The organism is Variovorax pasteuri (genome assembly GCF_051216435.1).
Taxonomy (GTDB): domain Bacteria; phylum Pseudomonadota; class Gammaproteobacteria; order Burkholderiales; family Burkholderiaceae_C; genus Variovorax.
Map to the genome: position 1 here is coordinate 489,394 of NZ_JBPJZS010000001.1, position 19,987 is coordinate 509,380.

Genomic DNA, 19,987 nt, shown 5'->3' on the forward strand with positions numbered 1-19,987 from the left:
GTAGTGGTCTCGGGAAATTCAGGGAACGGCCTTGTCGGCCTCCGTGGTGAACGCGTCGGCGAAGAACTCTTCTTCGGGCAGGCCGGCCAGCGCCACGTAGTCCCGCTTGGCCGAGTCGACCACGATGGGCGCACCGCAGGCATACACCTGGTGGCCCGACAGGTCTGCAAAGTCTTCGAGCACGGCCTGGTGGACGAAGCCGGTGCGCCCGGTCCAGTTGTCGTCGGGCGTGGCGTTGGAAATGACGGGCACGTAGCGCAGGTGGGGCATCTGCGCCATCTGCTCGCGCACCCAGGCGTCCATGTAGAGGTCTTCGGGCCGGCGGCCGCCCCAGTAGAGCGTGGCGGGCCGCTGGCTGGCCTTGAACTTCAGGTGCTCCAGCAGCGCCTTGATGGGCGCGAAGCCCGTGCCGGACGCCAGCAGGACCATCGGCTTGCTGGAGTCGTCGCGCAGGAAGAAGCTGCCGAACGGGCCCTCGATGCGCAGGATTTCCTTTTCCTTCATGGTGGCGAACACATGGTCGGTGAACTTGCCGCCCGGCAGGTGCCGCAGGTGCAGTTCGATGCCCGTACCCGGCTCGCCCAGCGTGTGCGGCGCGTTGGCCATCGAATAGCTGCGGCGCGCGCCGTCGCGCAGGATGAACTCGACGTACTGGCCCGCATGGAACTGCAGCGGCTCGCCGGCGGGCAGTTGCAGGCGCATCATCATCACGTCGTGCGACAGGCGGGTGAGCGCCTGCACCCGCACCGGCATCTTGCGGATCGGCATGGCCCCGGCCTCGGTGACCTGGCGCGATTCGAGGACCACGTCGCTCTTGGCATGGGCGCAGCAGGTCAGCACGAAGCCGGCGAGCTGTTCCTCGGCGCTCAGGGCCTTGCTCTGGTGCGGGCCGAGCGTGACTTCGCCCGAGAGCTTTTTGCACTTGCAGGAACCGCAGGCGCCGTCCTTGCAGCCGTAGGGCAGGCCGATGCCCTGCCGAATGCCGGCCGCGAGGATGGTCTCGTCTCCCTGCACGACAAAATGCCGCCCGCTGGGTTCGACAGTGATCGAAAAACCCGCGTCGAGCGGCGCTGTAGCAGTCATCGGTATTCTTCGGCTTGTTTCAGCCTGTGTCTGAAAACGGAAAGGGAACAGGATTTTGCCTTCAATCAATAGCCCCTCCGGCGCACTGCCGGCGCGGTTCCGGCGCGAGCGCCTCCTGATCGTCGGTTGCGGCGACGTCGGCCAGCGCGTGGCGCGCGACCTGAGAGGCCGCATGCAGCTGGTGGCGCTCACGTCGTCGACCGACCGGGTGGGCGCCCTGCGGGCGGCCGGTATTCGCCCCTTGGTGGGCAATCTGGACGATGCCGCCACCCTGCGCCGGCTGGCGGGCATCGCCACGCGCGTGCTCCACCTGGCGCCGCCCGCCCGCGAGGGCGGCAAGGAATGGTGGCGCGACCATCGCACCACGGCGCTGGCGCGGGCATTGCGCCTGCGCTCGGTGCCCTCGGCCTTCGTCTACGGATCGACCAGCGGCGTCTATGGCGACTGCGGCGGCGCCTGGGTGGGCGAAGCCCGTGCCGTGCGGCCCGACACCCCGCGCGCCCACCGCCGCGTGGATGCCGAGCGCGCCGTGCGCTGGCTGGGCCGCAGCGCGGGCGTGCGCGCCAGCATCCTGCGCATTCCGGGCATCTATGCCCCTGACCGCGACAACGGCACGCCCCGCGCCCGCCTGCTGCGCGGCACGCCGGTGCTGCGGCGCGAGGACGATGTCTACACCAATCACATCCACGCCGACGACCTGGCGCGCACCTGCGTGGCGGCGCTGTTCCGCGGCAAGCCGCAGCGCATCGTGCATGCCTCGGACGACACCGAACTGCGCATGGGCGACTACATCGACCTGGCCGCCGACCTCTACGGCCTGCCGCGCCCGCCCCGCGTGGCACGCGGCGAGGCCGAGCGCCAGTTGCCGGTGCAGCTGTTGAGTTTCATGGGGGAGTCTCGCCTGCTGGACAACACGCGGCTGAAGCGCGAATTGCGGGTGCGGCTGGTGTATCCGACGGTGCACACCGGCCTGCGCGAAGCAGCCTGACTGCGGGTCGGCCGGGGCAGATGGCCCGGCCCCTTCCAGGGATACCGCGGAACCGGCTCCGCCGGTATCGCCCCCGGTAGGGGGAGGGAGAAGCGACACGAAGTGCGCGAAGCCTGGGGGCGAGAAAAAGTGTGGTGCCCGGGGCCGGAATCGAACCGGCACACCTTTCGGTGGGGGATTTTGAGTCCCCTGCGTCTACCAATTTCACCACCCGGGCAGGGTTCTGAAGCAAGCCCAAAATTATGGCACAGTGGCCGACATGAATTATCCGACGATCGAAGATGCCATCGGCAAGACGCCCCTGGTCGCCCTGCAACGCATCCACGCCGCAGAAAATGCCAAGCGCGGCAACGTGATTCTCGGCAAGCTGGAGGGCAACAATCCGGCGGGTTCGGTGAAAGACCGGCCAGCCCTCTCGATGATCAAGCGTGCCGAAGAACGCGGCGAGATCAAGCCCGGCGACACGCTCATTGAAGCCACCTCGGGCAACACCGGCATCGCGCTGGCCATGGCCGCGGCCATCAAGGGCTACCGCATGGTGCTGATCATGCCGGAGGACCTCTCCGTCGAGCGTGCCCAGACCATGAAGGCCTTCGGCGCCGAGCTTGTGCTCACGCCCAAGAGCGGCGGCATGGAATACGCGCGCGACCTGGCCGAACAGATGGTGGGGCAGGGCAAGGGCCGCGTGCTCGACCAGTTCTCCAACCCCGACAACCCCCGCATCCACTACGAGACCACGGGCCCCGAGATCTGGGCCGACACCAAGGGCAAGGTCACGCACTTCGTGAGCGCCATGGGCACCACCGGCACCATCACCGGCGTGTCGCGTTTCCTGAAGGAGAAGAACCCCGCCGTGCGCATCGTCGGCGCGCAGCCGGCCGAAGGCTCCCGCATTCCCGGCATCCGCAAGTGGCCGGCCGAGTACATGCCCAAGATCTTCGATCCGAGCCGGGTCGACCAGGAAATCAGCGTGACCCAGGACGACGCCGAGGAAATGTGCCGGCGCCTGGCGCGCGAAGAGGGCATCTTCGGCGGCATCTCGGCGGCCGGCGCCCTGTGGGCCGCGCTGGAGGTGTCCAAGACCGTGGAGAACGCCACCATCGTGTTCGTGGTGTGCGACCGTGGCGACCGCTACCTCTCCACGGGCGTCTTCCCGGCATAAACGACAACCCGCTGCCCCGCCCCCTGGGCGTGCGCTGCCATAAAAAAGAAAAGAGCCCCCATGCCCCATCCCAAGTTCTGCCAGGTCTGCGCCACGCCGCTCGAATGGATCGCGTTGATGGAAGACGGCGGCCCCAAGGAGCGCCTGCGCTGCCCCAACTGCGGCCACACGCACTGGAACAACCCCACGCCCGTGCTCGCCGCCATCGTCGAATACCGCGGCCAGGTGCTGCTGGCGCGCAATGCGGCGTGGCCGGGCAAGATGTTCGCGCTGATCACCGGCTTCATGGAGGCCGGCGAGACGCCCGAGGAGGGCATCGCGCGCGAGGTGAAGGAAGAAACCAACCTCGACGTCAGCGCTACCCAGCTGGTCGGCGCCTACGACTTCCAGCGCATGAACCAGATCATCATCGCGTACCACGTGGTGGCCGACGGCGAGGTGAAGCTCTCGCCCGAACTGGTCGACTACCGCCTGTACGACCTGCCCGACCTGCGGTGCTGGCCCGCCGGCACCGGCTATGCGCTGGCCGACTGGCTGCGCACGCGCGGGCACGAGCCGGTGTTCTTCACCGCCGCCGAAAACGAAGAGCGCCGCCGCGGGCTGGCCCTGCCGCCGGAGCCTGGCAATGCAAGTTGAAGTCGACCGCGAACTCGACACGCGCGGGCTGAACTGCCCGCTGCCGATCCTCAAGGCGAAGAAGTCGCTCAACGAGATGACGAGCGGGCAGCTGCTGAGGGTGGTGTCGACCGACCCCGGATCGATCCGCGACTTCCAGGCTTTTGCGCGCCAGACGGGCAACGAGCTGATGGAACAGGAAACCGTCGGCACCGACTTCATCCACGTGCTGAAGCGCCGCTGACAAGGCAAAAAGAAAAGGGCCGCAGCAGCGGCCCTTTGCACAAGCGCGATGCGCGCCGTGCGTTGTCTACAGCTTCAGGCTCTTGAGGTATTCGCGGAATTCCGCGCCCACCTCGGGGTGCGCCAGCGCCAGCTCGACGGAGGCCTGCAGGAAGCCTTCCTTGCTGCCGCAGTCGTAGCGCACACCCTTGTACGAATAGGCGTAGACCGATTCCTTCTTCATCAGCGCCGCGATGCCGTCGGTCAGCTGGATTTCGCCGCCTGCGCCCTTGGGCTGGTTGCGGATCTCGGCGAACACGCCCGGCGTGAGGATGTAGCGGCCCGCCACGCCCAGGCGCGAGGGCGCATCTTCGGGCTTCGGCTTCTCGACCATGCGGGTGACCTTGACCAGGCCGTCTTCGATGGCGTCGCCGGCCACGATGCCGTAGCGCTTCACGTGTTCCAGGGGCACCTCTTGCACCGCCAGCAGCGAAGCGCCGAGGCGGTCGAATGCGGCGGTCATCTGGGCCAGCACCGGTTGGCCGCCCACGGGGCCGACCATCAGGTCGTCCGCCAGCAGCACGGCGAAGGGCTCGTTGCCCACCAGATGCTCGGCACAGAGCACCGCGTGGCCCAGGCCCAGCATGCGCGGCTGGCGCACGTAGGAACAGGTCATGTCGTCGGGCATGACCGAGCGTGCGATGTTCAGCAGGGCGGTCTTTCCGCTGGCCTCGAGCTGGCTTTCCAGCTCGTAGGCGGTGTCGTAGTGGTCTTCGATGGCGCGCTTGTTGCGGCCGGTCACGAAGATCATGTCGCGGATGCCCGCGGCGTAGGCCTCTTCCACGGCGTACTGGATCAGCGGCTTGTCGACCACCGGCAGCATTTCCTTGGGCTGTGCCTTGGTGGCGGGCAGAAAACGGGTGCCGAAGCCCGCTACGGGAAATACAGCCTTGCGGATGCGTGTCGATGGTGTGGACATGGGCAGGTTCGGCTCAGTTCGTTGGAAGATGTAAATCAGTGTGCTGAAACGGCAAGCAATTGCCGAACCAGCATCCTAAACGCCCGCGATTTCGTGCGTCTGTCAGCCGAGGCGCACAAGCTGGTCGCGCAGGCGCTCCAGCGTGGCGGTGAAGTCGGCCAGGCGCTTGCGCTCCTGGTCGATCACCGCCGGCGGGGCCTTGGCCACGAAGGCCTCGTTGCCCAGCTTGCCGTGCACCTTGGCGATTTCGCCCTCGATGCGCGCGATTTCCTTGCCGATGCGGACCTTCTCGGCTGCCTTGTCGATCTCCATGTGCAGGCACAGGCGCGTTGCGCCCACCACCGCCACGGGCGCCGCTTCGGCGGCTGCCTGCCACGAGGCCTCGTCGTCGAAGACCTTCACTTCCTTGAGCTTGGCAAGCGCCTGCAGCACCGGCGCCGACTCGCGCAGGAAGGCCGCGCCTTCGGCATCGTCGGCCACCGCATACAGCGGCAGGCGCGTGGCGGGCGACACGTTCATCTCGCCGCGCAGCGTGCGGCAGGCATCCACCAGTGCCTTCAGCCGCGCCACATGGGCTTCGGCCGCTTCGTCGATCTTCTCGGGCTGGCTCTTCGGGTAGGCCGCCACCATGACCGACTCGCCGTCACGGCCCGCGACCTTCGACACCTTCTGCCACAGGGCTTCCGTGATGAACGGAATCACCGGGTGCGCCAGGCGCAGCAGCGTCTCGAGCGTGCGGATCAGCGTGCGGCGCGTGGCGCGCTTCTGCGAGTCGTCGCCGGTCTGGATCTGCACCTTGGCAATTTCCAGGTACCAGTCGCAGAACTCGTCCCAGGCGAACTGGTAGATCGCGTTGGCCACGTTGTCCAGGCGGTATTCCTCGAAGCCCTTGGCCACCTCGGCCTCCACGCGCTGCAGCTGCGACACGATCCAGTAGTCGGCGCGGCTGAACTTCAGGTAGCCGTGGGCCGGGCCGCCGACCTTGCAGTCTTCCTTGGTGTGCTCCAGCAGGCCGCAGTCCTGGCCTTCGCAGTTCATCAGCACGAAGCGCGTGGCGTTCCACAGCTTGTTGCAGAAGTTGCGGTAGCCCTCGCAGCGCTTCGAGTCGAAGTTGATGCTGCGGCCCAGCGAGGCGAGCGAGGCAAAAGTGAAGCGCAGCGCATCGGCACCGAAGGCCGGAATGCCGTCCGGAAACTCCTTCTGCGTGTTCTTGCGCACCGCAGGTGCCGTCTCGGGTTTGCGCAGTCCCTGCGTGCGCTTGTCGAGCAGCTCGGGCAGCTGGATGCCGTCGATCAGGTCGACCGGGTCGAGCACGTTGCCTTCGGACTTGCTCATCTTCTTGCCCTGCGCATCGCGCACGAGGCCGTGGATGTACACGTCCTTGAACGGCACCTTGCCGGTGAAGTGCTTGGTCATCATGATCATCCGGGCGACCCAGAAGAAGATGATGTCGTAGCCCGTCACGAGCACCTGCGAAGGCAGGTACAGCTCCAGGTCTTGCGTCTTTTCGGGCCAACCCAGCGAAGAGAAGGGCACCAGCGCCGCCGAATACCAGGTGTCGAGCACGTCCTCGTCGCGCCGCAGCGTCTTGCCCGGCGCCTTGGCTTGTGCGTCGGCCTCGTTCTCGGCCACGTACACGTTGCCTTCCTCGTCGTACCAGGCCGGAATCTGGTGGCCCCACCAGAGCTGGCGCGAAATGGTCCAGTCCTGGATGTTCTCCATCCAGTGGTTGTAGGTGTTGACCCAGTTCTCGGGCACGAAGCGCACCTCGCCCGACTTCACCACGTCGATGGCCTTCTGCGCGATCGACTGGCCGTCGGCGCCGGGGCGCGTCATGGCCACGTACCACTGGTCGGTGAGCATCGGCTCCACGATGGCGCCCGAGCGCGCGCAGCGCGGCACCATGAGCTTGTGCTTCTTCACCTCGACCAGCAGGCCCAGCGCATCGAGGTCGGCCACGATGGCCTTGCGCGCCACGAAGCGGTCCATGCCGCGGTACTTCGCGGGCGCGTTGTCGTTGATGGTCGCGTCCAGCGTCAGCACGCCGATCACCTCGAGCTTGTGGCGCTGGCCGACGGCGTAGTCGTTGTAGTCATGGGCCGGCGTGACCTTGACCACACCGGTGCCGAACTCCTTGTCGACGTAGTCGTCGGCAATGATGGGAATGAGCTTGTCCACCAGCGGCAGGCGCACGCGCTGGCCGATCAGGTGCTTGTAGCGTTCGTCTTCGGGGTGGACCATCACGGCCGTGTCGCCGAGCATGGTTTCGGGCCGGGTGGTGGCCACGGTCAGCGTGCCGCTGCCGTCTTCCAGCGGGTAGGCGATGTGCCAGAGCGAGCCGTCTTCCTCTTCGCTCTCGACTTCGAGGTCGCTCACCGAGGTCTTGAGCACCGGGTCCCAGTTGCCCAGGCGCTTGCCGCGGTAGATCAGGCCTTCTTCGTACAGCTTCACGAAGGTCTGCGTCACGACCGCCGACAGGTCTTCGTCCATCGTGAAGTATTCGCGGCTCCAGTCCACCGTGTCGCCCATGCGGCGCATCTGCTGGGTGATGGTGTTGCCCGACTTCTCTTTCCATTCCCACACGCGCGCCACGAAGTTCTTGCGGCCCAGGTCGTGGCGGCTGACCTTCTGCTCCTGCAGCTGGCGCTCCACCACGATCTGCGTGGCGATGCCGGCATGGTCGGTGCCCGGCAGCCACAGCGTGTTGTCGCCCTTCATGCGGTGGTAGCGCGTGAGGCTGTCCATGATCGTCTGGTTGAACGCATGGCCCATGTGCAGCGTGCCCGTCACATTGGGCGGCGGCAGCTGGATGGCGAACGAATCGGCGCCCTCCTTGGGGGCCTGCGTGCCGCGAAAGCCCGCCTTGGCGTAGCCGCGCTTTTCCCATTCCGGGCCCCAGTGCGCCTCGATGGCGGCGGGTTCGAACGATTTCGACAGGCTGTCGAGGCCGGGTTGGGCAAGGGGAGTGGTGGGTTCGCTCATGGGGAATGCAGAACGGCAGCCTCGGGGCGCCGTCGGTGACAGGGTGGGATTGCCCGCGATTTTACCGGCGTGGCCTGGCGTCACTTCACCCACTCATAATTCCGGGATGCTCTTCCTGCTCTCCCCTGCAAAGTCGCTCGACTACGACACCCCGGTTCCTTCCGAAATCCCCGCCACCCAGCCCCATTTCGAGTCCGCCCGCGGCCCTTCGGTCGAGCTGATCAAGCTGCTGCGCGAGAAGTCGCCCCAGCAGATCGCCGAGCTCATGCACCTGTCGGACAAGCTCTCCGCGCTGAACGTGGCGCGCTACGAGGCCTGGGCCAGCAAGAGCACCCCGAAGAACGCGCGCCAGGCCGCCTTCGCGTTCGACGGCGACGTCTACGGCGGCCTCGACGCCCGTACGCTCAACCCGGCGCAACTGGCTTGGGCGCAGGACCACATCGGCATCCTCAGCGGCCTGTACGGCCTGCTGCGCCCGCTCGACCTGCTGCAACCCTACCGCCTCGAAATGGGCACCCAGCTGGCCAACCGACATGGCAAGGACCTGTACGCCTTCTGGGGTTCGCGCATCGCAGAGCACCTGAACGAGCGCCTGGCGGCCGACCGCACGCCGGTGATCGTCAACGTCGCCTCGCAGGAGTACTTCAAGTCGGTCGACAAGAAGGTGCTCAAGGCCCGTGTGGTCGAATGCGTGTTCGAGGAATGGAAGGGCGACAAGTACAAGATCGTCAGCTTCTTCGCCAAGCGCGCGCGCGGCCTGCTGGCCCGCTGGGCCGTGCTGCACAAGGCAGCCACGCCCAAGGCGCTGGAAAAGTTCGACCTCGAGGGTTATGGTTTCGACGCGCAGGTGTCTACAGCCGAAAGGCTGGTGTTCAGGAGGAGGCTGGATTGACCCCCAGTCTTCGCGCACTTCGTGTCGCTTCGCCAACCCCCTTTCAGGGGGCGGCACCAGCGGCCCGGCAAAGCCGGTTCCGCGGTGCTTCTGGAACGGGTCGCTGCGAGGTCGTGCGTTGCGGGCCTCGCCTCAGCTGGAAGGAATACTGAAATGTCGCAAGCGATCAGTCCGGAACTGCGCGAATGGCTGGTGGCCCAGCTCGCGGCCGGGCACACGGTGTCGGCGCTGCGCGTGTCGATGCGGGCGGCCGGCTGGCAGGACGCCGCCGCCGACACGGCGCTGGCCCAGCTCGAAGCCGGTTTCCCGCACGTGGAAGCCGCGCTGGCGCCCGTGCGCACCGAAATGCCCGGCCCCGACCTCGACGGGGCGCCGCTCTACCTGGACGCCGGCGACCGCCGCGTGCAGGTGCTGCAGACCCTGCGGCATCCACGGGTGGTGGTGTTCGGCAACCTGCTGTCGGGCGAGGAGTGCGAAGCGCTGATCGCCGCCGCGCGCGTGCGCCTGGCGCGCTCGCTCACGGTGGAGACCCGCACCGGCGGCGAGGTGCTCAACGTGGACCGCACCAGCGAAGGCATGTTCTTCGAGCGCGGCGAAAACGAGATCGTCGCGCGCCTGGAGCAGCGCATCGCCATGCTGCTGCGCTGGCCGCTTGAATTCGGCGAAGGCCTGCAGATCCTGCGCTATGCCCCCGGCGCGCAGTACCGCCCGCACTACGACTACTTCGACCCCGGCGAGCCCGGCACGCCGACCATCCTCAAGCGCGGCGGCCAGCGCGTCGCCACGCTCGTCATGTACCTGCAGGAGCCCGAGGGCGGTGGTGCCACCACCTTCCCCGACGTGGGCCTCGAAGTGGCGCCCGTGCGCGGCACCGGCGTGTTCTTCAGCTACGACCGCCCCGACCCCGTCACCCGCACCCTGCACGGCGGCGCGCCGGTGCTGGCGGGCGAGAAGTGGGTCGCCACCAAGTGGCTGCGCGAGCGCGAGTTCAAGTAGACAGCCTCACACCAAGGACCGGATGAAAGTCACCGCCAACGGGTTGCAGATCGAAGTCGACGACACCGGGGGCGAGGGGCGCCCCGTCATCCTGCTCATCATGGGCCTGGGCATGCAGCTGGTGGCCTGGCCCACAGGCTTCGTGCAGCAGCTGGTGGACGCGGGCTTTCGCGTGGTGCGCCACGACAACCGCGACATCGGCCTGAGCCAGGGCTTCGACCACGCCGGCACCGGCAACGTGGTGTGGCAGACCATCCGCCATCGCCTCGGCCTGAAGGTGCGCTCGGCCTACACGCTGCAGGACATGACGCTCGATTCGCTCGGCGTGCTCGACGCGCTGGGCATCGCCAGGGCCCACATCGTCGGCGCCTCGATGGGCGGCATGATCGCCCAGCGCCTGGCCGCCACAGCGCCGCAGCGCACGGCCAGCCTCGTGAGCATCATGAGTTCCAGCGGCGCGCGCGGCCTGCCCGGCCCGCGCCGCGAAGTGACGACGATGCTCATGCGCCGCCCGCTGGGCCGCAGCGAGCCCGAGCTGGTCGCCCACAGCATCAGGCTGCTGCGACTCATCCAGAGCCCGGCCTACCCGCAGAGCGACGAAGAGCTTGCCGAGCGGCTCACCTTCAGCATGCGCCGCGCCTACCACCCGGCCGGCCTGATGCGCCAGATGCTGGCCATCGGCGCCGACGCCGAGCGCCCGCAGGTACTGCCTCGCATCCAGTCCCCCACGCTGGTGCTGCACGGCGACGCCGACGCGCTCGTGCCCATCGCCTGCGGCGAAGACACCGCAAGGCGCATTCCGGGCGCGCAGTTCGTCGCCGTTCCCGGCATGGGCCACGACCTGCCTCCCGAGGTGTGCACCATCCTCGCCAACCACATCGCCCCGTTCGCCCATGCCGCGGACGCCAAGGACAAAGCCCCATGAGCCACGACACCCCGCTTGACCCGCACAACCCGAGCAACGGGAACACCCCCGAGCAATCGCAGCTCGGCCGCGCCTCGGCCTACGCCGACCGCTACGACCCCACGCTGCTGTTTCCCATCGCGCGCGCCACGCAGCGCGAGGCCATGGGCATCCAGGCCGGCGCCTTGCCCTTCTTCGGCGCCGACCTCTGGACCGCCTTCGAGGTGAGCTGGCTCAACCTGCGCGGCAAGCCGCAGCTGGCCATCGCGCACTTCACCATCCCGTGCGAGACGCCCAACATCATCGAGAGCAAGAGCTTCAAGCTCTACCTCAACAGCTTCAACAACAGCCAGTTCGCGAGCGTGGACGCGGTGCGCGAGCACCTGCGCACCGACCTGGCCGAAGCCGCGTGGCGCGGCAGCGACCGTTCGGGCGGCATCGGCGTGACGCTGCTGGCGCCCGACATGTTCGACCGCGAGCCGGTGCACGAACTCGACGGCCTGGACCTCGACCGCCTGGACATCGAGTGCACCCACTACCAGCCAGCGCCCGAGCTGCTCGCGAGCGACACCACGCAGGTGCACGTGAACGAAACCCTCACCAGCCGCCTGCTCAAGAGCAACTGCCTGGTCACCGGCCAGCCCGACTGGGGCAGCGTGCAGATCCGCTACAGCGGCCCGCCCATCGACCAGGCGGGGCTGCTGGCGTACATCGTGAGCTTTCGCAACCACAACGAGTTCCACGAGCCCTGCGCCGAGCGCATGTTCACGGACATCTGGAAGCACTGCAAGCCGGTCAAGCTCGCCGTGTACGCGCGCTACACGCGCCGTGGCGGGCTGGACATCAACCCGTTCCGCACGAGCTGGCCGCAGGCGCTGCCGGCGAACATCCGTACGGCGCGGCAGTAAAGGCAACGGATCGCGGCGTAGCCCGCGATCACGTCCAGTCGAAGGTCAGCAGCGCCAGCCCTTCGACCGGCTCGTAGAACAGCAGGATCGAATCCGCGCCGGATGTCCTGTAGTGCCAGCCAGGCACCGACGCCACGTGATGGAAACGGTGGCCCGCCGGACTCATCGGCCAGACTGCGCAGGTGTCACGCGACTTGTCTTGGTGTTCTTCGACGGGGAACGCCACGGTACTGACCCAGTTGCCATATTCGGCTGTGCCGCCGAGCGCATCGACCCATGGGCTGGGATCTTCGCTGCCGTACTGCGGCTGGCCTTCCTCGTCGAGACGCACGAGCTTCCCGGTGCGCAGGAAATAGTCGCGCGAGGCGTTGTATGAACGCTCTTGCTCCTCGTAGTGCTGCTCCAGTTCCTCGCGAGCACCTTCGTACGGTTCCGGTATGTCGCCAGCGGCGTTTTCCAGCAGGAAGTAGCGCGGATCACCCAGCAGCCGATAGCGGCCATCGACGACCTTGAAGCCGATCCAGTTGGCAAGCAACAGCTCGGAATGAAAAGCCTCGGTCGCCTCACCCACAAGGCCTTCTGCCGGTTCCAGCGGGCTCAGCAGGTGCAGCCAGCCCGACCACGCCGGATTGACCGCGCCCAGGTCGACGGAAACAAGCGGATGCAGATGGCGCGCCAGAAAAGCCTGGTCGGGCGCGAACACATCGCTTGCCGCGGGAAAGGGTCTGAGGCTGTTCCCGGCCTCGGTGAATTCAGTGGCTTCTTCCGTCATGAAAGGTCTCTGTGTGGGGGCCGTCGCAGTGTAGGGGGCGCCGAAGCCCCTCTTCGTAAATCCGAAACCCGCAACCCGCCCCCTGTGGCATTCTGGAATCGACCCCGCGAACCCGCGGCCGAACTTCCGGAGCAGAGACAAAAATGGTTGAAGACAAAGTGGTCGTCGTCACAGGCGCTGGCGGCGGCATCGGGCGCGACATCGCACTGGCCATGGCGGCCCACGGCGCGAAGGTGGTGGTCAACGACATCGGCGCCGCGCTCGATGGCGCAGGCGGCAGTGCCGGCCCCGCGCAGCAGGTGGTCGACGAGATCCGCGCCGCAGGCGGCCAGGCCGTGCCCAGCACCGACAGCGTGGCCGACCCGGCCAGCGCCGCGCGCATCGTCGAATGCGCCGTCGAAAGCTTCGGCCGCATCGACGCGGTGGTCAACAACGCGGGCATCCTGCGCGACCGTTTCTTCCACAAGATGTCGATGGACGAGTGGGACGCCGTCATCAAGGTGCACCTGTACGGCGCCTACTACGTGAGCCGGGCGGCCGCCACGCATTTCAAGGAACAGAACGCGGGCGCGATGGTGCACATGACCTCGACCTCGGGCCTCATCGGCAACTTCGGCCAGGCCAACTATTCGGCGGCCAAGCTGGGCATCGTGGCGCTGTCGAAGTCGATCGCGCTGGACATGCTCAAGTTCAACGTGCGCTCCAACTGCATCGCACCGTTCGCGTGGAGCCGCATGATCGGCGCCATTCCCACGGACACCGAGGAGCAGCGTGTGCGCGTGGACAAGATCAAGCAGATGACGCCGGCCAAGGTGGCGCCGCTCGCGGTGTACCTGGCGAGCGATGCGGCGAACGCTGTCAACGGGCAGATCTTCTCGGTGCGCAACAACGAGATCTCGCTCATCAGCCAGCCGCGCCCGGTGCGCTCCATTCATCGGTCCGAAGGATGGACGCCGCAGAGCATCGCCGAGCACGCCATGCCCGCGATGCGTGCCGGCTTCTTCCCGCTGGACCGCTCGGCCGACGTGTTCAGCTGGGACCCGGTCTGAGGTCAAACCCGCAGAAGGGCGCACACCGGGACGCGCACCGCATCATTCGCCGGACAATGCGCGTTCCTTTTCTCCTTGCGGCGGCTGCCCGGTGAACCTGCATTTCGACCTGTTCGACCTGAAACTGTTCGTCTACGTGGCGGACGCGCGCAGCCTCACGCGCGGCGCCGAGAAGGCCTGCATCTCGCTGGCCGCCGCCTCCACCCGCATCAAGCAGATGGAAGAAGCCGTGGGCGGCAAGCTGCTGCACCGCAGCGCCCAGGGCGTGAGCCTCACTGCCGCGGGGCAGGCGGTGCTGTACCACGCCAAGCGCGTGATGCAGCAGATGGAGCACCTGCGCTGCGACATGCAGGACTTCGGCAAGGGCATCAAGGGCCATGTGCGCGTGTTCGCCAACACCACCTCCATCACCGAGTACCTGCCGCAGAAACTCGCGGGCTTTCTCACGCAGCACCCGGCCGTGCAGGTCGATCTGCGCGAATACCTGAGCGAGGAAATCGTGCGCGCCGTGGCCGACGGCGAGGCCGACATCGGCATCCTGGCCGGCGATGTGCACACCGGCGACTTCGACGCGCGCGCCTTCGGCAGCAACCAGCTGGTGCTGGTGGTGCCCACCACGCACCACCTGGCGGGTGCGAGCGCCGTGGCCTTCGCCGACACGCTCGACGAGCAGCACGTGGGCCTGCATCACGGCAGCGCCATCCACCGCTTCCTGCAGCGGCGCGCCGAGCTGGCGGGCCGGGGCTTCAACCCGCGCATCCAGGTCAGCAGCTTCGAGGCCATCTGCCTGATGATCGAGGCGGGCGTGGGCGTCGGCGTGCTGCCGGCATCTTCGGCGCAGCGGCTGTCGATGGCGATGCGCATCGCCACCGTCTCGCTCAGCGACCCCTGGGCCGAGCGCAAGCTGAAGCTGATCGCGCGCAACCGCGAGCAGTTGCCGGCTTCCGCGCGCGAGCTGTTCGACCACCTCGTTGCGCCCTGAAGGCGCGCCCTCCATGTCCGCCGACCTGAAGTCGCTGCGCCTGTTCGTCACCGTGGCCGACCACGGCAGCATCAGCGAAGGTGCCAAGCGCTGCCACATCGCGCTGGCGGCCGCCAGCAAGCGCATTTCCGACCTCGAGGCCCGCGCGCGGCTGCCGCTGCTGGTGCGCCATGCGCGCGGCGTCACGCTCACCTCGGCGGGGCACGGCCTGCTGCTGCATGCGCGCGCCGTGCTCTCGGCCATGGACCGGCTGGGCGCCGAGTTCGACGACTTCCAGCACGGCGTGGCGGGCGTGGTCAGCATCACGGCCAACGCCTCGACCATCGCGCAGTTCCTGCCCGCGCAGATCGGCTCCTTCCTGCGCCTGCATCCGGTGCTGAAGATCGACCTGCAGGAGCGCGCCAGCACCGAGGTGGTGAAGGCCGTGCAGGCGGGCCTGGCCGACATCGGCGTGATCGAGGGCCACACCCAGGCCGACGGCCTCGAATGCCTGCCGTACCGCACCGACGAGCTGGCCGTGGTCATTGCGCGCGACCATCCGCTGGCCCGGCGCAAGCGCATCGGCGTGGAAGAAGTGCTGGGCTACGACCATATCGTGGTGCGCGAAGGCACCGCGCTGCACCGCGTGCTGCTGGCCGCCGCGCTGGAGGCCCAGGTGCCGCTCAAGGTGCGCATGCAGGTGGGCAGCTTCGACATGGTGTGCCGCATGGTGGAGCAGGGCATCGGCATCGGCGTGCTGCCTTATGCGGCCATCCTGCCGCAGCTGCAGATCCTGAAGCTGCGCTGCCTGAAGCTCGACGCGCCCTGGGCGCTGCGCCGCCACCTGCTGTGCGTGCGCAGGCAGCAGGAGCTGACCGTGGCCGCGCGCTCGGTGCTGGAGCACCTGGGCCGGCCCGACTGAGCGTGAGCCTTCGCGCCGCGCGAAGGCTCGAACTCGCCAAAAACGAATTGTTCTCCCGCGGCCCGCGCGCAAAGATGCGTGCAAACCGAAGGAGACCGCCTTGAAGATCGTTCGCGTCAGCGCCACGCCGCTGAACATTCCCGTCACCATCGACGTGCTCGGCCTGAACAAGCAGACCTCGCTGTCGCTGTGCCTGACCGAGGTCGAGACCGACACCGGCCTCGTCGGCCATGGCATGACCGCCATCACCGAGGAAGAAATCATTGCCGCCGCGGTGTGCGAGGTGGCCGGCCCCGCGCTGATCGGCGAAGACCCGATGGCCACCGAGCGCCTGTGGGACAAGCTCTACTGGCTGCTCTCGCCGCGCGGCCAGACCGGCTATGCGAGCCACACCATCGCCGCGCTCGACATCGCCCTGTGGGACCTGAAGGCCAAGGCGCTCGGCCAGCCGCTGTGGCGCCTGCTGGGCGGCGCGCGCGCCAGGGTGCCGGTGTACGCCACCTTCGGTTTCGGCTTCTTCGAACGCGACCAGCTGGCCGCGGCCGCCAGGCTGTGGGTGTCGCAGGGCTTCCAGCGCCTGAAGATGACGGTGGGCAACCACGCGCTCGCGCGCCGCGACGAACCGCGCCCGCTCGACGAAGTCATTGCAGAAGACGTGCGCCGCGTGGCCGCCGTGCGCGAGGCCGTGGGCCCCGACGTGAAGCTGTACGTCGACGCCAACTGCGGCCTCGACCTGTTCCACGCCACCGAACTCGCGCAGCGCATCGAGCCCTACGGCATCGCCTTCTTCGAGGAGCCGCTCACGCAGAACGACGTGCGCCAGATGGCCCAGCTGCGCGCGCGCACCCGCATTCCGCTGGCCTGCGGCCAGAACGAGGGCCTGGCCTACCGCTTTCGCGACCTGCTGGTGAACCAGGCGGCGGACGTGCTGCAGCCCAACGTGACCATCTCGGGCGGCTACTCGCAGTGCCTGAAGATCGCCGGCATGGCGCAGGCCTTCAACGTGCCCATCGACAACGGCGGCGCCTGGCCCTTCCACAACATGCACCTGCACGCGGGCGTGTCGAACGGCGGGCTGGTCGAGTACCACTACGTGGCGGTGCAGATGCTCAAGCAGATCTTCGACGGCCTGCCGGTGCCCGAGCAGGGCTGGCTCACGCTGCCCGAGACGCCGGGCCTGGGCTTCACACCCAACGCAGAGCGCGTGCGCGAACTGGCGAAGCTGCCGACCTCGCACGGCAAGGGCAAGGCCTGAGCCGGGCGGCGAGATTGTTCCCTGCTCGGCGAGACTGTTCACCGCTTTCCTTCACGACCAGGCCGCGCAGACGGCCGGCGACACCCGAACCCCACGGAGACAAGATGAAAGACAGACAAGCGATCCGGCCGCCGCGCCGGCAGGCCCTTCGCACAGCGATGGCACTGGCCGTGGCCACCACCGTCGCCGTGCTCGCCGCGCCCGTGGCCTGGGCGCAGAAGTACCCCGACAAGCCCATTCGCCTGGTGGTCGGCTACTCGGCCGGCGGCGGCGTCGATGCGGTGGCGCGCCTGCTGGGCGTGCGCCTGTCGGCCGCGCTGGGCCAGCAGGTGCTGGTGGAAAACCGCACCGGCGCCACCGGCCTGATCGCGGCCGAGTTCGTCGCCAAGGCCCCGCCCGACGGCTACACGCTGATGATGGGCGACAGCGCCTTGCTCATCGCCAAGCTGCTGCAGCCGAAGATCGGCATCGATCCGCTCACCAGCTTCAAGCCGGTGGCGGGCGCGTTCATCTCGCCGCTGATGATCGTCACGGGCAACGACTTTCCCGCGAAGACGCCGGACGAGCTGGTGAAGGAGATCAAGGCGCATCCGTCGCGCTACTCGTACGCGACCTCGGGCGTTGGCACGGTGCAGCACCTGGGTTTCGAGATGCTCAAGCAGGCCACCGGCAGCACGGTGGTGCACGTGCCGTACCGCGGTGCCGCGCAGATCGTGCCGGACGTGATCGGCGGGCAGATTCCCATCGGCGTGGTGAGCGCCACGGCCGGCATGGCGCAGGCCAAGGCGGGCAAGCTGCGCGCGCTGGCGTTGATGAACACGGCCGCGCTGGAAGGCGTGGAAGGCGTTGCGCCGCTGGCCGATGCGCTGCCCGGTTTCGACGTGGCGCCGCGCATCTTCGTGCTGGCGCCGGCCGGTACGCCGAACGATGTGGTCGACAGGCTTTCGGCCGCCGTGAAGTCGGTGCTCGAGGCGCCGGAGGCAGGCGCCGCCGCGGCTACGCTGGGCACCTTGCGGGCCTACGCCACGCCGGCTCAGCTCGGGAAGGACATGGCTGCAGAGACTGTGCGATGGAAAAAGATCATCTCGGACCAGCACATCGTGGTTGAAGGGAATTGACGGCTGCTGCTCTGGGTGACGCTCACGCCGAGGGGAGCATCCGATGGCCTGTGCATTCGCCCTGAACGACAGCACGCAAAACACAAACGGGAGACATTGACATGGCAACCCCTCACTTGGGCTTGATCGTTCCTCCAGCAGCCGGCGCAGTGCCCGTGGACGGCCCGCTGCTCTTCGGCGATCGCATCCGCTTCAGCGCGCTGGGCCTGGGCCTTGGCGAAATATCGACGCGCGGCTACCTCGACGTGATCGACACCGTGGTCGAGAAGGCCGTTGCGCTCAAGAACGAGGGCGTGAGCGCGGTTTCGCTCATGGGCACATCGCTGAGCTTCTTTCGCGGCGTGGCGTTCAACCGGCAGCTCGAACTCGAAATGGCGCGCGCCACCGGGCTGCCCTGCACCACCATGAGCAACGCCATCGTCCGCGCGCTGCGACACCTGAACGTGCGGCGCGTGGCGGTGGCCACGGCGTACATCGACGAGGTCAACGTGCACTTGCGCAAGTACCTCGAACAGAGTGACTTCGAGCCGCTGGCGCTCGAAGGCCTCTCCATCTCCGATGTGCAGGCCGTCGGGCAGGTGCCCACCCAGGTGCTGGTCGACCTGTGCGTGAAAGTGTTCGAGGCGCAGCCCGGCGCCGACGGCATCCTCATTTCATGCGGTGGACTCGTCACGCTCGATGCAGTGCACGAAGTCGAGGCGCAACTGCAAGTGCCCGTGGTGTCCAGCTCGCCCGCCGGCTTCTGGGACCTGGCGGGCACCGCAGGTCTCGATGCGCGGTCTCCCGGGCAGGGGAGGCTGTTCGCCTGGAGTCCGTTCAGGCCAGCCAGCGGCCCACGCGCGACGTAGCTTCGAGCTGCCACACGCGCTCGCACAGCGCCTTCGCCTCGCCGGCCGTGGCGCCTTCACCGTAGTGCGCAAGGCGCTGCATCTTGTCCTCGATCTCCGCGCGGCTCAGGCTGTTGCCCGGGTCGCCCTTGGGTTCGTCGACACGGCCCTGCAGCGTGCGGCCGTCGGCGGTGTGTACGCTGACCTTGCCGATCCAGCGCGCGGGGTAGGCGGTGTCGACCTCGTCGTCGAGCGCCATCGTCACCTTGTCGCGGAAGGCCGAGACCTCGGGCGCGAGGAAGTCGCGGTCGAACTCGCCCAGGCCCGCGCGGCCGTGCACCGCGATCAGGCCCAGCACCGTGCCCATCGAGAACTTGCCCTGGTGCACCGTCGTCGGCACCGTCACGCGGCCCAGCACGTCGATGGCGCCCTGGTGCACGTGCGTGGTCACGCGCGACACGTCGGCGGGCTGCAGCGCGTGCTGCGTCATCACCTGCAGCAGCGCGTCGGCGGCGGGGTGCGTGTGGCGGCAGGAGGCGTGGTACTTGAACGAGGTCTCGGCCAGCGTCCAGCGCGTGCCGAGGCCGTCGGTGAGCTTCCCGGGATCTGCATCGCCCGACATGCCCACGCCCAGGCCCTGCGCGCCTTCGAGGATCTTCGCCGCGCCGGTGAAGCCGTCCTGCGCGAGGTAGGCCGACATCAGTCCGCTGGTTGCCGCGTGCGCGCAGTGCAGTTGCTTGGAATCCGCCGCGTCGCGCAGGAACTCCCACACGCCGGCCGACTGCGTGCCGGCCGAACCGAAGGCGTGCAGCATCTGCTGTGGCGTGAGGTCGAGCAGTCGACCCACTGCGGCGGCGGCCGCGAGCGTGCCGGCCGTCGCCGTCGTGTGAAAGGTCTTGTAGTGCGAGCGGCCTAGAAATTCACCCACGCGGATGCCGACCTCGTAGCCCGCGACCACAGCCGTCAGCAGTTGCGCGCCGCTCGCGCCAATGCTCTGCGCCACCGCGAGCGCGGGCGCAATGACGACTGCGGCGGGGTGGAACACCGAGCCGTTGTGCACGTCGTCCTGCTCCACGAAGTGCGAGGCCGCGGCATTGACCATTGCAGCGAACAGCGGCGAGCTGGTGCGGCGCGAGGTCAGTATTTCGCTCGGCCCTTCGGCGGGCCCCATCAGCTGCGCGAAGCGTTCGATGCTGCGGATGGGCCGCGCCGTGCGGGCCGCGAGCACCGAGCCCAGCCAGTCGAGCATCAGGTCTTCGGTGCGGCGCAGCACGGGCGCGGGAATGTCGGCGAACTGCAGTTCGGCCGCGAAGGTGGCGAGCACCTTGCTTGGATGATCGACAGGGTTCATG

19 protein-coding genes and 1 tRNA gene are annotated in these 19,987 nt (G+C 67.9%); 14 read left to right on the forward strand and 6 right to left on the reverse strand.

Annotated features, from left to right (window positions below; translation table 11 throughout):
- Nucleotides 1-18: 18 nt before the first annotated feature.
- Nucleotides 19-1,083, reverse strand: coding sequence for a CDP-6-deoxy-delta-3,4-glucoseen reductase (locus ACSFBM_RS02235; RefSeq protein WP_435482938.1), 1,065 nt, complete (start codon nt 1,081-1,083; stop codon nt 19-21).
- A gap of 55 nt (nt 1,084-1,138) precedes the next feature.
- Here ACSFBM_RS02235 and ACSFBM_RS02240 point away from each other — a divergent pair, with 55 nt between their 5' ends.
- Nucleotides 1,139-2,071 carry an SDR family oxidoreductase gene (locus ACSFBM_RS02240; RefSeq protein ID WP_435482939.1) on the forward strand — a complete coding sequence of 311 codons (933 nt, stop codon included), beginning with the start codon at nt 1,139-1,141 and terminating at the stop codon, nt 2,069-2,071.
- 132 nt (nt 2,072-2,203) lie between these two features.
- On the opposite strand, the gene ACSFBM_RS02245 is transcribed toward ACSFBM_RS02240, so the two are convergent.
- A tRNA-Leu gene (locus tag ACSFBM_RS02245) sits at nt 2,204-2,288 on the reverse strand.
- A gap of 42 nt (nt 2,289-2,330) precedes the next feature.
- On the opposite strand from ACSFBM_RS02245, the gene cysM reads away from it, so the two are divergent.
- The 3 genes from cysM to ACSFBM_RS02260 are packed head-to-tail and all read left to right on the forward strand — an operon-like array spanning nt 2,331 to nt 4,092.
- Nucleotides 2,331-3,233 carry a cysteine synthase CysM gene (cysM, locus tag ACSFBM_RS02250; RefSeq protein WP_435482940.1) on the forward strand — a complete coding sequence of 301 codons (903 nt, stop codon included), beginning with the start codon at nt 2,331-2,333 and terminating at the stop codon, nt 3,231-3,233.
- Nucleotides 3,234-3,293: 60 nt separating this feature from the next.
- Nucleotides 3,294-3,869 carry an NUDIX domain-containing protein gene (locus ACSFBM_RS02255; protein WP_435482941.1) on the forward strand — a complete coding sequence of 192 codons (576 nt, stop codon included), beginning with the start codon at nt 3,294-3,296 and terminating at the stop codon, nt 3,867-3,869.
- Complete coding sequence (locus ACSFBM_RS02260) at nt 3,859-4,092, forward strand: sulfurtransferase TusA family protein (RefSeq protein WP_435435131.1); 234 nt, start codon at nt 3,859-3,861, stop codon at nt 4,090-4,092. Before ACSFBM_RS02255 ends, ACSFBM_RS02260 begins: the two co-directional genes overlap by 11 nt.
- 66 nt (nt 4,093-4,158) lie before the next feature.
- Here ACSFBM_RS02260 and galU read toward each other — a convergent pair whose 3' ends face one another.
- Together galU and ACSFBM_RS02270 are read right to left on the reverse strand one after the other, a co-directional pair.
- A complete protein-coding gene (galU, locus tag ACSFBM_RS02265) occupies nt 4,159-5,049 on the reverse strand; it encodes a UTP--glucose-1-phosphate uridylyltransferase GalU (RefSeq protein WP_435482942.1) in 891 nt (296 codons plus the stop codon).
- 102 nt (nt 5,050-5,151) lie between these two features.
- Nucleotides 5,152-8,031 (reverse strand): valine--tRNA ligase, encoded by a 2,880-nt coding sequence (locus ACSFBM_RS02270; protein ID WP_435482943.1) that lies wholly within the window; start codon nt 8,029-8,031, stop codon nt 5,152-5,154.
- 106 nt (nt 8,032-8,137) lie between these two features.
- Between ACSFBM_RS02270 and yaaA the strand changes: the two genes are divergently transcribed.
- The 4 genes from yaaA to queF all read left to right on the forward strand — a co-directional run bounded on the left by yaaA (nt 8,138) and on the right by queF (nt 11,731).
- Complete coding sequence (yaaA, locus tag ACSFBM_RS02275) at nt 8,138-8,923, forward strand: peroxide stress protein YaaA (protein ID WP_435482944.1); 786 nt, start codon at nt 8,138-8,140, stop codon at nt 8,921-8,923.
- A 153-nt stretch (nt 8,924-9,076) separates the two neighbouring features.
- Entirely contained in the window at nt 9,077-9,919 is an 843-nt protein-coding gene (locus ACSFBM_RS02280; RefSeq protein WP_435482945.1) for a 2OG-Fe(II) oxygenase, read from the forward strand.
- A 22-nt stretch (nt 9,920-9,941) separates the two neighbouring features.
- On the forward strand, nt 9,942-10,844 hold the full coding sequence (locus ACSFBM_RS02285; protein ID WP_435482946.1) for an alpha/beta fold hydrolase: 903 nt from the start codon (nt 9,942-9,944) through the stop codon (nt 10,842-10,844).
- Nucleotides 10,841-11,731: an NADPH-dependent 7-cyano-7-deazaguanine reductase QueF gene (gene queF, locus ACSFBM_RS02290; RefSeq protein ID WP_435482947.1), complete on the forward strand. Its 891-nt coding sequence runs from the start codon at nt 10,841-10,843 to the stop codon at nt 11,729-11,731. The genes ACSFBM_RS02285 and queF overlap by 4 nt, the downstream gene beginning before the upstream one ends.
- Nucleotides 11,732-11,759: 28 nt before the next feature.
- Here queF and ACSFBM_RS02295 read toward each other — a convergent pair whose 3' ends face one another.
- A complete protein-coding gene (locus ACSFBM_RS02295; RefSeq protein ID WP_435482948.1) occupies nt 11,760-12,503 on the reverse strand; it encodes a hypothetical protein in 744 nt (247 codons plus the stop codon).
- Between the two features lie 143 nt (nt 12,504-12,646).
- Between ACSFBM_RS02295 and ACSFBM_RS02300 the strand changes: the two genes are divergently transcribed.
- The 6 genes from ACSFBM_RS02300 to ACSFBM_RS02325 all read left to right on the forward strand — a co-directional run bounded on the left by ACSFBM_RS02300 (nt 12,647) and on the right by ACSFBM_RS02325 (nt 18,656).
- The gene (locus tag ACSFBM_RS02300) at nt 12,647-13,552 is read left to right on the forward strand and encodes an SDR family NAD(P)-dependent oxidoreductase (RefSeq protein ID WP_435482949.1); all 906 of its coding nucleotides are present in this window, start codon (nt 12,647-12,649) and stop codon (nt 13,550-13,552) included.
- Between the two features lie 91 nt (nt 13,553-13,643).
- Nucleotides 13,644-14,534: a LysR family transcriptional regulator gene (locus tag ACSFBM_RS02305; RefSeq protein WP_435482950.1), complete on the forward strand. Its 891-nt coding sequence runs from the start codon at nt 13,644-13,646 to the stop codon at nt 14,532-14,534.
- Nucleotides 14,535-14,547: 13 nt separating this feature from the next.
- The gene (locus ACSFBM_RS02310; RefSeq protein ID WP_435435141.1) at nt 14,548-15,435 is read left to right on the forward strand and encodes a LysR family transcriptional regulator; all 888 of its coding nucleotides are present in this window, start codon (nt 14,548-14,550) and stop codon (nt 15,433-15,435) included.
- Between the two features lie 100 nt (nt 15,436-15,535).
- The gene (locus ACSFBM_RS02315) at nt 15,536-16,690 is read left to right on the forward strand and encodes a mandelate racemase/muconate lactonizing enzyme family protein (protein WP_435482951.1); all 1,155 of its coding nucleotides are present in this window, start codon (nt 15,536-15,538) and stop codon (nt 16,688-16,690) included.
- Nucleotides 16,691-16,794: 104 nt separating this feature from the next.
- A complete protein-coding gene (locus ACSFBM_RS02320) occupies nt 16,795-17,808 on the forward strand; it encodes a Bug family tripartite tricarboxylate transporter substrate binding protein (RefSeq protein ID WP_435482952.1) in 1,014 nt (337 codons plus the stop codon).
- Between the two features lie 101 nt (nt 17,809-17,909).
- Nucleotides 17,910-18,656: an arylmalonate decarboxylase gene (locus ACSFBM_RS02325; RefSeq protein WP_435482953.1), complete on the forward strand. Its 747-nt coding sequence runs from the start codon at nt 17,910-17,912 to the stop codon at nt 18,654-18,656.
- Here the strand turns inward: ACSFBM_RS02325 and ACSFBM_RS02330 are convergent.
- On the reverse strand, nt 18,625-19,986 hold the full coding sequence (locus ACSFBM_RS02330; protein WP_435482954.1) for an MmgE/PrpD family protein: 1,362 nt from the start codon (nt 19,984-19,986) through the stop codon (nt 18,625-18,627). The genes ACSFBM_RS02325 and ACSFBM_RS02330 overlap by 32 nt on opposite strands.
- Nucleotide 19,987: the final 1 nt, after the last annotated feature.